Raw genomic sequence first — 16,375 nt, 5'->3', positions numbered from 1 at the left:
TTTGCTATACTTTTTTTATCAAAATAAAACTTCTAAGACTATAAAATTTATCTGAATCTTCCCACTGTACTTCGTTTTTGACGCTATCTTTTAAATCATTCCAATCCTCATTATTCTTTAAGGCCTCTATCATAATCTCACCCGTATTTAAATGAGCATAGTAGAAGCGGAACCAATAAATATCATCAGTCAAGCATTCATTTTTTACAACCTCTTCAATAGTTTTAAATAAGTTTGAAGGAATATTAAAATCTCCTTTACAAGTAAAATTACCGATATATATATTCCAATTATTATTATTTATATTCCAATTTTCAATTCCAACTTGGTCATCTTCCCTTATTTCCCAAAAAGATGCTAAAAAAATATAAAAGGAGTTTGATATAAAATTTTGAAAAGCATTTTGTATAGCAGCTTTTTTATCTTTACCTATCCCTGGGTAACTTTCATTAATAACCTTCTTATCCGCTAGAAGTACACTAATATCTAAACGAATACTAACCCCTTGGTCGAACTCTTTATATCCTTGGGTATTTGCTCTAATAGCTGGAAGCTGTTCGTTAACAAGAATCCAATCATTATATTCAAGAATGGCTAGATCGTAAGCTTTCAATAAATTTGATAAAATTTCTTTTTCCATAGTTGGGAATATAATTTAAGGATTATTTAAATGGTAAGGTTTTTACATCATCTAAGGTTAGTAGAACAAGTAAAGGAACATTTGCACCTATTTTATTTTCATCTCCAAAAAAACCATAGGCTGTGAAAGAAGGTAGAACTAATTCAACAGTTTCTCCTTTTCCCATGAGATATAAAGAGCTTTCAATCCCTCTTATATCTTTGAATTTGCCCATTACACCCTCTTTAAAACCAAATTCCTGAGAGTTATAAATAGTTTCGCCTGTCAGGGTTTTAATTTCAGCAGAATATTTAACGAAATTATTTTTTAATGCTCTTGGGTTATTGTTTTTAGTTATAAATCGAATCCAGAAACCAGAGGCAGTAGGCATATAAGCGATACCCAATGAATCTTTTTGGTTATTTATCCAATCTTGCAAAAAATTTCTTTCTTTTTCCTCTCTTTGTTTAGAATACTCTTTAGATATATTTATGAATTCTGAGGCGGATTTGCTTTTAATTGGTTGAAAAGCCTCTTTTTTATGACAGGAAAAACAAAGAAGAATCAAAAGAAAAGTTAATAAATTAAGAGATTTCATCAATTTCTGTGTTGATTATATTTTTAAACTTTTGTAAAGTGTCTTTCATGTCTAAATCGCTTCTACCCCCAGCCGCATTCATATGCCCTCCACCGCTAAAATATTTTCTTGAGAACTGATTAACATCAAAATCACCTTTAGATCGAAAAGAAATTTTAATAAAATTATTATGAATATCTTCCATGAAAAATGCGACAAATTTAATACCAATTATGGAAAGACCATAATTTACAAAACCTTCAGTGTCCCCTTTTTGGTAGCCAAATAATTTCAATTGATTGCGTGTTAGTGATAAAATTGCTGTATTTTTTTCTGGAATTATTTGTAAAGAATCCAAAACTGTACCCAAAAGTTTAATTTTTTCAGGCGTATTATTATCCAATACATTAGAAGCTATTTCATCAGGATAAATACCTTTCTCGATTAAATTAGCAATAATCATGTGAGTTTCTGCGGTAGTATTTCTAAATCTAAAACTACCTGTATCAGTTAAAATTCCTGTATAGATACAAGTGGCTATATTTTTATCAATTAAACTATTTTCTCCTAAGGCTTCAATGAATTTAAATATCATTTGACAAGTTGCAGGTTGGGAAGTATCCGAATATACATAATCAAAAACATCAGGCTGCTGATGATGATCTATAAGAATTTTAATAGCTTTAGATTGACTTAATTTATCCTTTAAATGATTAATTCTAGAAGCACTATTGAAATCTAAACAAAATATTAAATCAGCATTTTCAAATGCTATTTCTGTAAATTTAAGACGCTGTTCAGCAATAACAATATTTTTAGCTCCCGGTAACCATTTAAGAAATTTTGGAAACTCATTGGGTACTATAATAGTTGAATGAACACCTAAGTTTGAAAGTAGTAGATTTAAAGCCAAAGAGGATCCAATAGCATCTCCATCAGGATTATGGTGTGATAAAATTAATATATTTTTACTCGTGTTTATGAGTTTATTTATTTTAGATAATTCCTCTTGTGAAAACATATACTAATTTTTTTAAAAGAATATTATAATAAAAGATCACTTTTAATTATAAAAAGTGATCTTTTAATTAATTTATAAAAGATTAGAATTAATAGTTTTCGGTAGCGTTAGAGCTTTCTCCACCAAAATCCCAAGTTAATCCAAACCTTAAAGTATTATCTAAGGCATTATTAATGCTTGCAGTAGTAATTAAATATGAAAAGTCAATTCCAAAAGATTGATATTTTAGACCGGCTCCTAGAGTTATATATTGTCTAGCACCTTTTTCAGGACTTTCATGAAAATAACCCGTTCTAAAAGCAAATGCATTTTTAAAGGTATATTCAGCACCTATACTATAAGTAATTTCTTTACCCACATCTTTGTTACCAAAAGAACTGAACATTCCAGAAAGGAAACTTTTGTCAGGGATTTGGTAATAGATAGCACCATCAGGATCAGTCATTTTCTCAGGGGCAGGTACCAATAATTTGCTAGCTTCAACGGTTAAACCTAATTTATTATCTTCATCAAAATATAAATCATATCCCCCCCCTAAACGAAGTTGAGTAGGTAAATAACTAGAATTTTGACTACTGTTGGAATAATCTAATTTTGGACCCATATTAAAAATTCCCCAACCGGCTCTCCATCTGCCTTCATATCCACTAAAGGAAGATCCTTTTTCTGATTGAAAGTAACCAGTAACATCAACCGCAAAAGTATTTGCTGCTTTAGTTTGAGCGTAAGAATTATCCACATTATTAAATAAATCTGAGCGTATATATCTCGCAGTAACAGCCATTGAATAAACATCTGCTAGTTTTAAACCATAAGCAACATCAATTGAAAATTCGTTGGGTTTAGAAATCCCTTTTTCAACAATATTATTACCCATAAGCTCATTTAATTGGATTTCACCCATATTAAAGTAATATACACTGGCGGATAATGTACTTCTTTCTTCCTCACCTAAGAAAGTGTAAAAAGTACCATTTAGTAAAAAAACATCATTGGTTAGCTTGTTCATGTACGGAGTATAGGAAACTCCCAATCCGGAATAACTAGTATTAAAAGAATATTTAGACGGGTTCCAATACTGTGAAAAAGCATCCGGAGAAGTGGCTACCCCTTGGTCACCCATACCACCAGATCGAGCATCCGGAGATATCCTTAAAAAAGGAGCACCCGTTACAATTGCGTAATTCCTATTTTGAGCTTGAAATAAAGACGAGACACTAAGTAGAGATAGAAATAATAATTTTTTTTTCATGAATTTTAATTAAATTAAAACAATTTAGGAGTTAATTTTTAACTCAAATTAAGGCTATTTTTTATTATAGTTAAATTTTTTATAAAAATAATATTTTTTAGAATACAGATGGATACAATTTATTACTTTACTTAAAAAATAACGTAAGATAAATGTAAAAATTGTTTAACTGTAATATTTAATTGAATTATAAATTAATTTTAAATATAAGAATACAATAATTAGTTTTACATTAACGTTTAATGATGGTAATAGTGGAAGGTGAAAAAAATCAAATTCTAATAGAAAATATATATTACTTTTGCTTACTTAAAAGATGAAAATAAATACAATGAAAATAGGAAAATTCATTTTGTTATTAGCTACTGTATCTCCTTTATTATTGACTCTAGCAAGTTGTGGTGGAGGAAGTGGAAGGTCAAAACCTGGTGGAGGTACAAGGAATACTCAGAGTTTATCCGGATGGAAGCCCAATGATAAAAATGGTTGGTTTTTTAGTAATAAAAAGAAAACTGAGAAGGGATGGACCGGTATGGTGTTCGTCGAAGGTGGTACTTTTACAATGGGTTTAGTTAAAGACGATGTTATGCATGATTGGAACAACACACCCACAAGAATGCAAGTAAGATCTTTTTTTATTGGAGAAACCGAAGTAACTAATTATGAATACAGGGAATACGTAACTTGGCTTAAGTATGTTTACTCACCCACAGATCAAAATTATAAAGACATATATTTTGGAGCATTGCCAGATACCTTAGTATGGCAAAATAAATTATCAAGAAACGATATTTATTCAGAAGATTACTTCAGAGCCCCTCAATTTAACAATTACCCAGTGGTGGGTGTAAGTTGGTTGCAAGCACAAAGATATTGCGATTGGTTGACGGATAGAGCAAATGAAAGAGAATTGATGAATCAAGGAATAATTCCTAAAGATTATTATTCTAATCCAGAAAATAATGTAGGATCTAATTCTTTTAATGTTGAAAAATACAAGTACAACGATCCCTCCTTGGAAGGAATTGTAAATCAAGAAAAAGTAGCTAAAAGAAGTGGTATAACCAATAAAAATGAAAGAATAATATCGGTAAATAAAAGCGCCCAAGGAAATTTAGTACAAAAATTCAGATTACCTACTGAAGCTGAATGGGAGTATGCTGCATTGGCAGAAGCGGACAATAGGCAATATAATTTAGTAGAAGGTAAAGATGTTATGATTAATCGTTTAAGAGGTAAGAAAGGAAGAAATAGAGGACAATTCTTAGAAAATTTCAAATCAGGAGGAAGAGGAGATTACTCAGGTATTGGTGGATTTGGAAATGATGGTAATGCGATAACCTCCGACGTAAGAGCTTATCCATCTAATTCCTTTGGTCTTTACGGAATGTACGGGAATGTTGCAGAATGGACACAAGATGTTTACCGACCACTTATAGATACTGATTATAACGATTTTAATTACTTTAGAGGTAATGTTTATCAACAGTTTATAAATGACGAAAGTGGAGAAGCGGGTAGATTTAAAAAAGTAGATGACGGTTCTATACAATACGATACATTAGCAGATGGACGTTTAGTTTACAAAAATTTACCAGGTAAATTTGAAACGGAAGTTGTGGAAGATGCAAGAAATTTTAGAGATGGAGATTTACAATCATCTTTAGAAGCTGGAGCAGGAATATCTAATGAAGGTGGTAGTTATAACTTTTACAATTCACCAATTAGAAATTGGGTGGTAGATGAAAAAGGAAGAGTAGTACTTCAAAAAGATACTAAGTCTAGAACTTCACAAATTAGCAATGATTTAAGAGTGATAAAAGGTGGATCATGGAACGATACGGCTTATTGGTTAGATCCGGGACAAAGAAGATACATGAGTGAAAATGAATCAGCAGTTTGGGTTGGTTTCCGTGTAGCTCAAGACCATAAAGGAAAAGAGTCCTCTTCAACTAGAACACAAAGGGGATCTAAAAATAAAATTCCAAAATAAATAAACAATTAAAAATAAATCAAAGGCTATCCTTAAAAGATAGCCTTTTCTTCTATTTTTTACTATGAAATTAAGTGTAGGAAATAAGGTTTCAATCGTTGATGAACAAGAGTATTATACGGTTAAAAAGATATATTCTGATAAGGTAATTGTTGTGGATACCTATGGATTTGAGCATGTATACCCCAAACATAAATTATTGAATATCGAAAATAACGCAAATCTATATTATGAAACATTAAATAATGATTCAATTACATGCAAAGATAGTAGTGAATCCAAAGAGATATATAAAAACATTCTCAAGAAAGAAGTACAAGTAAGAGAGATTGATTTACATATTGGACATTTAATCGATAATATAAAAGATATTCCTCCTCATAAAATGCTACAAAGACAAATCAATCAAGCTATAATTGAAATTGAAAAGGCTAGAAAGGATGATTTGAACAAACTTATATTAATTCATGGCAAAGGGAAAGGAATACTAAAAAAAGAAATTTATGAATTATTAAAAACAATTCCTAAAATTGAATTTTTAGAGGCTGATATAGTTAAGTATAGGTTTGGAGCGGTAGAAATTAGATTTAAAAAATAGTTATTAAGATTTATGAACCCGAGCATTGGATTTATCTTGCTCATAAATATTTTTTAAAGCCATAACCAAATGTTCAATATCTTCTTTAGTATTAAAATGACTAAATGAGATCCTAAGAATACTACAAGAACTTAGTTCTTCAACTGTAAGTAATTCTTGAATCGTGCTGCTAGGACTAACTGCACCTGAAGAACAAGCACTTCCTTGTGAGACTGCAATACCTTTCATATCTAGTTGAAAGCCAATCATAGAATTTGAAAATGGAAGTAGAATACTTATTAATGTATAAATACTTTGATTGAGATCATCGCTTTTACCATTAAATTTAATGTTGGGAATGTATTTTTTTAATTGGGTGATTGCGTATAATTTTAATTCTTCAATAATTTTTTTCCTTTCTTCTAACTCTATCATGGCTAATTGAAAAGCTTTACCTAAACCCACAATTCCAGCAATATTTTCAGTTCCTGAACGCATACCTCTTTCTTGTCCACCCCCAGTTTGAATTGCTTTAATTCCTGTTGATTTTCGTATGTAAGCAAATCCAATTCCTTGAGGACCATGAAATTTATGAGCGCTACAGGATGCGAAATCAATGGGCACATCAGAGAAATTCATAGAATAATGTCCCATGGATTGTACTGTATCTGAATGAAACCAAGCGTTGTATTTTTTACAAAGATTCGCCACTGATTTAAGATCTATTAAATTTCCAATTTCATTATTGGCATGCATAAGTGTAACTAAAGTTGGGGTGCCGTCTTGTAAAAGATTTTCTAAATCTGAGAGTTGCCATTCACCCTTATAGTTAACGGGTAAATAAATAATATCAAAATTAGGTTTATTTTTTAAATACTTAACCGTTTCACCCACACTTTTGTGCTCAATTTTAGTAGTTATGATCCTTTGTATAGCAAGATTTTCTATGCAAGACCTTAAAATAAGATTATTAGCTTCTGTACCACAAGAAGTAAAAATTATTTCAGAAGGTTGTGCATTTAATTCTTTTGCAATAATTTTTCTAGCTATTTCAATTTTAGATTTACTGGTTTGTCCAAAACTATGACTGGCGGATGGATTTCCAAAATTCTCTTTCATGGATTCCCATACAGTCTCAATAACTCTAGGATCCATAGGTGTGGAAGCAGCATTGTCTAAATATATTTTTTTTGTAGCCATAAAATTACTTAAAATTAATCATTAGTTAGTAGTACATTTATATCATTAGCTTGAGATTTACCTATTTTTAACACAATAAATGGATGAGAAATAGCCATAGTACTTATTGTAGGTATATCATCATTTTTAACAACATCTAAGTAAATATTTATAGAATCATTATTTTGTGTAACATTAGTAACTTTATAATTTAAACCTCCAGAGGCTTGTTCTTTAAAGAATATAAAAATATAGCTACATTCTATGGAATAATCAAAAGGTACTTTTATACCTGTACCATAGATTTTAGAAAAAAGCAAATCAAATTCTTTTTGATCATTGACTAATTTAATACTTTTATCAGCAACATTGCTATAAGAACCAGAATCTAAAACTTGAAAAGAAATATTTTTAATTTTTTTTGATTGGCTTACCATACATCCTTGAAAAATAAAAAATGTTATAAATAAAACTAAAAATTTTCTCATAGTGAATGTAAACTCATTAACTTACAACAAAATTAGTTAATATATTTTTAAATACTTTTAAAAGATTTTAAATTATAAGTAAAAATAATGATTAAATATTTTATGCGATATATCATGTTATTTCATGATTTATAGACTTATTTCGTTGAGTAATTTATAATATTTTTACACAAAAAAGATGAAAACAAAACTACTTTCATGTTTTAGCCTTATTATATTTTTATTGCTGTTTACTTTACCTAGTAAAACTTATTCTTTAACACCTCAAACTATTGTATCCATACAAAATGTATCTTCTATAAATACAGATACAAATAAGCAGGAAACTATTAAAACAGCTACAAGTTCCAAGGAAGAGATATCTAAAAATTCTATAAATCACGAAATTCCCAAAAATGCTCCCATAAAATTTGTAGTACAAGTTATATTTTTATTAGTAATTATCTATTTTGGGATTAAAAAAGGAGGAGTATCTTTAGGATTATTAGGAGGATTCGGAGTAGCTATTCTAGTGTTTGTTTTCCGAGATATACCCGGTATGCCCCCCATTGATGTAATGCTAATAATTTTAGCTGTTGTTACTACCTCTTCAACCCTTGAAGCCACAGGTGCTTTAGGTATGTTAGTTAAATTCGCCGAAAAAATTTTAAGGAAAAACCCTAAGTACATTGTTTATTTAGCTCCAATGTCTACATTTTTATTAACCATGTTAGTAGGAACTGGACATGCAGTTTATCCTTTACTTCCTGTGATTTATGACATAGCATACAAACAAAAAATAAGACCGGAGCGTCCTATGGCAGTTGCTTCAATTGCTAGCCAGATGGGAATCACCGCTAGCCCTATAGCTGCAGCATCAGCTGCAATGATAAGTGTAGCGCTTGCTTCGGGGGTAACTATAAGTTTGTTAAGTATATTAATTGTAACTATACCTTCCTGTTTTATAGGTATGATCTTAGCAGCCACGTGGAGTTTAAATAGAGGTAAAGATTTAGACAAAGATCCTGTATATTTAGAAAAAATGAAAGATCCAGAACAGAGAGCTTACATAGTAGGAAATCTAGAACAAACGTCTAATGGAACTCCATCTAAAGATGCAAAAGTATCTTTGTCGTTATTTTTCTTAGGTATACTATTTATTATTATCATTGCGTTGTTTCCAGATTCCATTTTACCTAAAAATAATGGAAAGCCTTTGGCTATGACCAGTGTTTTGCAATTTGTAATGCTGGGAGTAGGAGCTGTAATAGTATTTTGTACCAAGGTTAAAGCAAAAGCAATTTCCGATACAAAGGTTTTTAACGCAGGGATGATTGCTGTAATTATGATTTTTGGAATTGCATGGATGAGTGAAACAGTTATAAAAAATAATGAGAGTTACTTACTATCTCTAATAAGTGATGCTGTAAGGGCACGTCCTTGGACTTTTGCGATAGCTATGTTTTGCGTCTCTATGTTTCTTAAAAGCCAGGCAGCAACTATTTTAGTAATGATGCCCTTAGGTTTTATGCTAAACATTCCAATAGCGACTTTGATTGGTTGTATACCGGCTTCCTATGCCTATTTCTTTTTTGCCTTTTATCCTTCAGATTTAGCAACCATTAATTTTGATCGTACTGGAACTACCCACATTGGTAAATATATATTAAATCACAGTTTTATGGTTCCAGGGCTTATAGGGGTTATTTCAGCAACAATTATTGCCTTATCTTTATCCAATATATATAATTAAAAAATTGTTATCCATCCTTTATTTTTTAAGGATGGTGCCTATTTTTATAGCTAAAATTTTTAACTACTCAAAAGTTAAATAATTGTAATGTCTTGATTTTAATTTAGTATTTAATTGTTTTTTATTAAAAATATAGGAATGAATAGGTGATTTATAAAATTTTAGTTTATACATCATTTTAAATGAACTTGATTATTTAAAAGTATTAAAAAAGAACCTATGAATTCATTCATAGGTTCTTTTTTAAGAATTAACTGAAAATTATAGTTAATGAATAATATCCTTTATTTTTTCCAGTTGAAGGTATTTATCAAATTCTATTTTATAATGTTCATGATGCTCTTGATTCGGATAATATATGGTTGAAATTTCCATGCCCATTTTTTGTTGTGCCTCTTCAATATTTTTATAAATTCCTGCTACTACAGATGCGCACATGGCAACACCTAAAGCACAAGCTTCACGAGTAGCAATAACTTTTATTGGCATACCAATGACATCTGCCATAACTTGCATAACATACGGTGATTTTTGAGAAATTCCACCTACTGCAATAATTTCATTCAGTTCAACACCATTATTTATAAAACGATCAATAATATTTTTAGCTCCATAAGCAGTAGCTTCAACTAAAGATTTGTAAACCAAAGGAGCAATGCTTGATAGTGCTAGTCCAGTAATGGTGCCTTTTAGTTCATAGTCAACATTGGGTGATCTTCTTCCATTAATCCAATCGGTAGCAATTATATGGCTATCTTTAGGAGGTATAGTTTTAGCAACCTTAGCCAGTGCTGGAATCATTTCTGCATAAACTTCATCTCTCAATTCTTTACGGGTTTCAGCGTCGCTAATGTTAGAATTAAGCATAATATTGTCTAATGGCCACATTAGCAATTTTTTAAACCAAGCGTAAAGATCTCCAAAGGCAGATTGACCAGCTTCATAACCTACCAATCCTGGAAGGATAATATCGTCCGCCTGTTGTGGAATTCCAGGGACTAATTTATTACCTAAACTTTTGGGTCCTACCGTTATAGCACATGTAGATGTACCTACAATTTCTACCATAGATTTATCTTTAACACCTGCACCAATCGCTCCTGCGTGACAATCCAGATTCCCTACAGCTATTTTAACATTTTTGGGTAAACCTAAACGATCTGCCCATTCTGCAGTTATGGTACCAGCTTCTTGGTCACAAGTGTATGCTTGTTTGTTAAAAGTATCAACCAATCCGTCTAAAACAGGATCTAAAGCTTTAAAAAATTCGTTGGGTGGGTAGCCGCCCCAATCTTTATTCCACATTACACGCGAACCTGCGATTCCCATCCCTCTTTTTATATCTTCAGGTTTTGTTATCCCACAAAGAACAGCTGGTAACCAGTCACTAGACTCTACGAAAGAATGTGCAACGGATTTTATTTCAGGAATTTTGAAAATATGTAAGGCTTTAGTCCAAAAATGTTCCGTAGAATAATCTCCACAACCTGATGATTTAGTATAATCTAAATGCCATTTTTTGCTAAAATCATTAATATAATCATTCTCTTTTTGTCCGGTGTGATCCTTCCATAAGATAAACATGGCATCCGGATTTTCTTCAAATCCTTCCAATAAAGATAATGGAGTACCATTTTTATCAACAGCTACAGGGGTTGATCCTGTCATATCAACACTGATAGCTTTAACTTTTTCCGCAGCACCCGGAACTCTTTCTAATACATCTTTAACTATAAATTCTAGTACTTCTATGTAATCTAAAGGATGTTGTCTAAATTGAGATTTTATAGGATCGCAATACATCCCTTTTTTCCATCTAGGATATTCTTTGATTGATAATGCTAATTCCTTACCGGTTTCAGCATCCATTAACATTGCTCTTCCTGAGTCTGTTCCATAGTCTAATCCAATGACTAAATTATCTGATAGTTTCATTTTTTATTTTTTTATTGAGTCAATTCTTTTACAGAATCTAATTTTTTATATTTCTTATATTCGTTGTTATAATGGGCGTGATTGTCTGGGTTAGGAGTGTAAACGGTTGATATTCCCATGCCCATCTTTTCTTGTGCAATTTCTAATTTTGGATAAATCCCAGCAGCTACCGAAGCACACATGGCAACTCCAAGAGCGCAAGCTTCTCTCGTAGCAATAACCTTAATAGGCATTCCTAATACATCTGAAAGAACTTGCATTACATAAGGTGATTTTTGAGAGATTCCTCCTACAGCAATAATTTCTTCAATTTCAATTCCATTGTTTATAAATTGTTCAACAATCGCTCTGGATCCATAGGCAGTAGCTTCAACAATTGCTTTATAAATAAGAGGGGTTGAGCTGGAAAGTGCTAAACCTGTAATTGTACCCTTTTGGGTATAGTCTACATTTGGAGTTCTTCTTCCATTAATCCAATCAGTAGCTATAATATGGCTATCTTTTGTAGGTATTAATTTTGCTTGTTCTGCCAAGGTAGGTATCATTTCAGCATATACCTCATCTATAACTTTTTGTTTTGTTTCCTCATCTACCAAAGAAGTTTTAGCAAATATTTCTCTAAGAGGCCACATTAACACCTTCTTAAACCAAGCGTAATAATCACCATATACAGATTGTCCGGCCTCATAACCAATCATTCCAGGAATAATTGAATCATCTGCTTGTCCTGAAATTCCGGGTATTAATCTATCTCCGTTACTTTTAGGACCTACAATAATATCGCAAGTGGATGTGCCTATAATCTGTACGATGGCTTTATTCTTGACTCCGGCGCCAATTCCACCGGCGTGAGCATCAATATTACCGGCAGCTACTATAACGTTTGTAGTTAAACCTAATCTCTTTGCCCATTCTTCCGTTAAATGCCCAATTGGTTCTACACAGGTATAAACCTCTTTCGAAAAGGTATTTACTAAACCATCCAATACGGGATCCAAAGCTTTAAAATATTCATTGGGTGGATATCCTCCCCATTCTTTATTCCAAAGAACTTTAAAGCCAGCAGTACAAATATTTCTTTTTAATTCTTCAGGTTTATTTATACCCACAATAACATTTGATAGCCAATCACACGCATCAACAAAAGAATGTCCTACTTTACGAACATCAGGATCAGTTTTAAATACATGGAGTGCTTTTGCCCAAAAATGTTCAGCAGAATAATTTCCACCTCCACCGGCATATTTAGTGTAATCGGTATGCCATTTCTGTGAAAATTCATTAATATAATCGCACTCCTCTATACCGGTATGGTCTTTCCATAGGATGAACATCCCATTGGGATTTTCTGCAAAGTCTGGTTTTAGTGATAAGGGAGTACCTTCTTTATCAACAACAATGGGAGTTGAACAGGTAACGTCAATGGCTAGTGCTTTCACTCTATCTCTTGAGCCAGGTACCTTGTTAATTACATCATTTATAATAAATTCTAAAGATTCAATATAATCTAAGGGATGTTGGCGGAATTGATAATTTACAGGATCGCAATACATTCCTTTTTTCCATCTTGTATATTCTTTGACGGATAAGGCTAGCTCTTTCCCAGATTCTGCATCTATTAATATAGCTCTAGCAGAATCGGAACCGTAGTCTACTCCGATAACTAAGTGATTAGAAATACTCATTTTTTATATAGTTTTAAATTGTTTTCAAGCAAAGAAGGCTTTAATTTTGTCCATAATAGGCATTTGTCCCGTGTTTTCTTTCATAATGCTTGTTAATGAGAGCATCTTTAAGTCTTGGAGCGTTTGGATTTATTTGTTTGGTTAGGTAAGCCATTTTAGCAACGTTTTCCAGTACGGCACTATTATACACTGCTTTTTCAGCTGATTTACCCCAAGTAAAGGGAGCATGATTTCCTATTAAAACCATCTCCATTTCTGTGTGAGATAATTTTTTTTCTTTTAGAATATTTAGGATTTGAAATCCAGTTTCATATTCATAGTTTCCTTTAATCATCTCATCACTCATTGGAGGTGCACATGGAATATCTGAGGTGTTGTGATCAGCGTGGGTGGTTCCAAGAATGGGAATATCTAATTGAGATTGTGCCCAAGCGGTTGCGTAGGTACTATGGGTGTGTACAATGGAATTTACATCATTCCAATGTTTATATAAAACAGCATGGGTAGGTGTGTCTGAAGAAGGTCTAAGTTTACCTTCAATAACATTTCCTTCAAAGTCTACGATTACCATTTCTTCTACTGTAAGATTCTCGTAAGGAACACCACTAGGTTTTATAGCGAAAACCTTTTCACTATGGTCTGCAACACTTACATTTCCCCATGTAAATAATACTAAACCTAATTTTGACAATTGTAAATTTCCATGATAAGCTTCTTCCTTTATACGATTGTATTTTGACATGATGTATTATTTAGAATGAGTAATTTCAATTAAATTTCCTAGTTCTTTAATGCTTGGAAGGATGATGTCTAATTCAGGATTAGCATTTTTAGCATCATCTAAAGTAGCTTCACCAGTAAGAACTAAAACTCCGAATGCACCGGCGTTGTATGCCATCATCATATCTGTATAGATACGATCTCCAACCATGGCTACTTCCTCAGGTTTTAATTTTTTAGATTCTAAGATACCATCAAGCATTTCTTTTTGTGGTTTTCCTAAAACAAGATCTGGTTTTCTACCAGTCGCTGTTTCAATGCAGGCATATATAGATGCACAATCTACTAAGACTACCGGTTGATCCGTAGGACAAACTCTATCCGGGTTGGTAGCTAAATATAATTTTCCTTGCTTAGCCCACCAAGCAGCTCTACATAATCTTTCATAAGTCAAGCTCATATCAAAGGCTACTACAAGTGCATCTGGTTCATCATCAGCAGAATCTTTCGTTGAAATATAACCCGCGTTTTCAAACTGCTCTATCATACTTGGGGTTCCTAATAGAAATAACTTTTTAACTTCAGGGTGATTATTTTTTAGATAGTCTATAGTAGCTACCGCAGAAGAATACATTTCTTCTTCGGTTGCAGGAATTCCTAAATGTTCTAATTTTTTTAAATAATCTGATATACTTTTGGATGGATTATTCGTTAGGAATGAGTATGTTACTCCTAGTTGTTTCAATTGGTTAAGAAAACTAATCGTATATGGAAAAAGGGTAGAACCGTTGTATATAGTACCATCCATATCTAGAGCTACATGCTTTATTTTTTGTATTTTTTCAAGAATTTCTTGAGGAACTGTCTTAATATCGGTAATATGATTTTTCATGTTCTATAAATCTAATTTTTATTATTTATTGTTAAAGTAGAGTTTTTTTGTATTTTCTTTAATTGATGCATAATTTCGGGCTGTTTCTCACCAAACAAAGTATATAATGCAGTGTATTGTTCATACAATAAATCATAAGCAGCAGCTTTTTCTTCATTGGGCTTAAAAACATTAGGAACTTTATTTCCCATGGCATCAGAAGCAGTTGTGATATTTGGATAGCAGCCAGCGGCAACAGCGCCATATATAGCAGAACCAAGAGCTCCTATGGCATTAGATTTTGTTATGGATATTGGCAGCCTGGTGATATCACTTAACATTTGCATAAAAAATTTATTTTTCAGCATACCTCCAGCAACAACAATTTCATTAATTTCAAGTTCATATTGATTCATGGTTTCAATAATTTTTCTTGCACCAAATGCACAGGCTTCCATTAAAGCACGATAGATATCTTCCGGTTTGGTTGTTAAAGTGTAACCAATAAGTAAACCTGATAAGGAAGCATCGCATAAAATAGATCTATTACCATTATTCCAATCCAAAGCTATAAGCCCATGTTGTCCTATTTTTTGAGTTGAACATTTACGAGTTAAATATTCATGAAGATTTAAATTCAGCTTTTTGGCTTCTTCTTGATATTCTGAGGGAACAAAATTTTTCGTAAACCAAGCAAAAGTATCGCCGAAAGAGGTTTGTCCAGCTTCAAAACACCACAAGTTCTCTACTACACCTTCATAAACAATTCCTAACATTCCTGGAACTTCTTTAAACTTTTCTGAATTTATAAAGTAACAACCAGAGGTTCCTAGAATAGCCGAAAGTATACCAGGTCTTACCGCTTTTACAGCAGCAGGGGTTACATGTCCGTCATTTAGACCAACGGCAACAGAAATTTCAGGATATAAACCTAGCTTTTCTGCCATTACCTTACTTAGTTTTCCAGCTTCTGTGCCTATGGCTTGTATAGGAGCATTCATCTTTTCTTTATACATATTTCCAAACCCCTTTGATACGGATTCTAAATAATCATAACTTGGATATTTACCGTTTTGATAATTTTTTTTAAAACCTGTGTCTGCAGATGAAAATATTAGTTGGTCTGTGAGTTGCCATACAATCCAATCAACAGCATTTACAAAATTGGTTGCTTGATCATATAGTTCTCTATCTTTTTCATAAGTTTCCATTATTTTACAAACAGTATTTTCCGCAGATAATCCTCCTCCATAAAAACTTAACCAATCTTCTTTTCTATCTTGTGCTTCTTTTAATAAACGTTTAGCTTGGTCATCTGCTGCATGATGTTTCCATAGCTTAGCATAAGCGTGGGGCCGATTTTTGAATTCGGGAAAATTGCATAGAGGTACTCCCATGGAATTTGTTGCCAATACAGTAGGTGAGGTGAAGTCAACTCCTATACCAATGATATGTTTTACTACAACACCAGAGTCTTTGACTGCTTGATTTACAGATTCAATTAATGATTCAATATAATCGGTGGGATTTTGAAGTGCAAAATCAGGGGGAAGTGGCTCATTTTCACTGGCCGTTAGATTTTGATCCATCACCTGATGTTTATATTCAGAAACTGCTGTACCACGTTCAAATCCGTCTCTAACTCTTATAACACTACTTCTAACCGATAAGGTTCCAAAGTCTATACCTACAATGTATTGGTCTTTTCCCATGTGAGCATTGTTAA

General features: G+C 32.3%; 14 protein-coding genes. 3 read left to right on the top strand and 11 right to left on the bottom strand.

Translation table 11 applies throughout. The annotated features are described in order from the left end of the window. Positions 1 to 4 precede the first annotated feature (4 nt). The 4 genes from ETU08_RS05240 to porV form a co-directional block, all read right to left on the bottom strand. On the bottom strand, positions 5 to 640 hold the full coding sequence (locus ETU08_RS05240; RefSeq protein WP_146261974.1) for a DUF6348 family protein: 636 nt from the start codon (positions 638 to 640) through the stop codon (positions 5 to 7). A gap of 22 nt (positions 641 to 662) precedes the next feature. Further along, a complete protein-coding gene (locus ETU08_RS05235) occupies positions 663 to 1,217 on the bottom strand; it encodes an FKBP-type peptidyl-prolyl cis-trans isomerase (protein WP_146261973.1) in 555 nt (184 codons plus the stop codon). Then, a complete protein-coding gene (locus ETU08_RS05230; RefSeq protein ID WP_146261972.1) occupies positions 1,204 to 2,217 on the bottom strand; it encodes a DHH family phosphoesterase in 1,014 nt (337 codons plus the stop codon). Before ETU08_RS05230 ends, ETU08_RS05235 begins: the two co-directional genes overlap by 14 nt. A gap of 88 nt (positions 2,218 to 2,305) precedes the next feature. Beyond that, on the bottom strand, positions 2,306 to 3,469 hold the full coding sequence (gene porV / locus ETU08_RS05225) for a type IX secretion system outer membrane channel protein PorV (protein WP_146261971.1): 1,164 nt from the start codon (positions 3,467 to 3,469) through the stop codon (positions 2,306 to 2,308). Positions 3,470 to 3,785: 316 nt separating this feature from the next. On the opposite strand from porV, the gene gldJ reads away from it, so the two are divergent. Together gldJ and ETU08_RS05215 are read left to right on the top strand one after the other, a co-directional pair. Then, complete coding sequence (gene gldJ, locus ETU08_RS05220) at positions 3,786 to 5,462, top strand: gliding motility lipoprotein GldJ (RefSeq protein WP_375764690.1); 1,677 nt, start codon at positions 3,786 to 3,788, stop codon at positions 5,460 to 5,462. 64 nt (positions 5,463 to 5,526) lie between these two features. Beyond that, a complete protein-coding gene (locus ETU08_RS05215) occupies positions 5,527 to 6,060 on the top strand; it encodes a Smr/MutS family protein (RefSeq protein WP_146261970.1) in 534 nt (177 codons plus the stop codon). Positions 6,061 to 6,063: 3 nt separating this feature from the next. Here ETU08_RS05215 and ETU08_RS05210 read toward each other — a convergent pair whose 3' ends face one another. After that, positions 6,064 to 7,239, bottom strand: coding sequence for a cysteine desulfurase family protein (locus ETU08_RS05210; RefSeq protein ID WP_146261969.1), 1,176 nt, complete (start codon positions 7,237 to 7,239; stop codon positions 6,064 to 6,066). A 14-nt stretch (positions 7,240 to 7,253) separates the two neighbouring features. Next, positions 7,254 to 7,706 (bottom strand): protease complex subunit PrcB family protein, encoded by a 453-nt coding sequence (locus tag ETU08_RS05205; protein ID WP_146261968.1) that lies wholly within the window; start codon positions 7,704 to 7,706, stop codon positions 7,254 to 7,256. A 178-nt stretch (positions 7,707 to 7,884) separates the two neighbouring features. On the opposite strand from ETU08_RS05205, the gene ETU08_RS05200 reads away from it, so the two are divergent. Beyond that, positions 7,885 to 9,438, top strand: coding sequence for an anaerobic C4-dicarboxylate transporter (locus ETU08_RS05200; RefSeq protein WP_146261967.1), 1,554 nt, complete (start codon positions 7,885 to 7,887; stop codon positions 9,436 to 9,438). A gap of 267 nt (positions 9,439 to 9,705) precedes the next feature. Here ETU08_RS05200 and ETU08_RS05195 read toward each other — a convergent pair whose 3' ends face one another. The 5 genes from ETU08_RS05195 to ETU08_RS05175 are packed head-to-tail and all read right to left on the bottom strand — an operon-like array spanning position 9,706 to position 16,361. Then, positions 9,706 to 11,373: a ribulokinase gene (locus tag ETU08_RS05195; protein ID WP_146261966.1), complete on the bottom strand. Its 1,668-nt coding sequence runs from the start codon at positions 11,371 to 11,373 to the stop codon at positions 9,706 to 9,708. An 11-nt stretch (positions 11,374 to 11,384) separates the two neighbouring features. After that, positions 11,385 to 13,058 carry a ribulokinase gene (locus ETU08_RS05190; RefSeq protein ID WP_146261965.1) on the bottom strand — a complete coding sequence of 558 codons (1,674 nt, stop codon included), beginning with the start codon at positions 13,056 to 13,058 and terminating at the stop codon, positions 11,385 to 11,387. Between the two features lie 40 nt (positions 13,059 to 13,098). Beyond that, a complete protein-coding gene (locus ETU08_RS05185) occupies positions 13,099 to 13,800 on the bottom strand; it encodes an L-ribulose-5-phosphate 4-epimerase (RefSeq protein WP_185145286.1) in 702 nt (233 codons plus the stop codon). 6 nt (positions 13,801 to 13,806) lie between these two features. Continuing rightward, entirely contained in the window at positions 13,807 to 14,670 is an 864-nt protein-coding gene (locus ETU08_RS05180) for an HAD-IIA family hydrolase (protein ID WP_146261963.1), read from the bottom strand. 11 nt (positions 14,671 to 14,681) lie between these two features. Beyond that, the gene (locus tag ETU08_RS05175; protein WP_146261962.1) at positions 14,682 to 16,361 is read right to left on the bottom strand and encodes a ribulokinase; all 1,680 of its coding nucleotides are present in this window, start codon (positions 16,359 to 16,361) and stop codon (positions 14,682 to 14,684) included. Positions 16,362 to 16,375: the final 14 nt, after the last annotated feature.

The organism is Apibacter muscae (genome assembly GCF_007845635.1).
GTDB classification, from domain to species: domain Bacteria; phylum Bacteroidota; class Bacteroidia; order Flavobacteriales; family Weeksellaceae; genus Apibacter; species Apibacter muscae.
The sequence above is the reverse complement of the archived record's forward strand: the minus strand, read 5'-3'. Positions and strand labels throughout refer to the sequence as shown.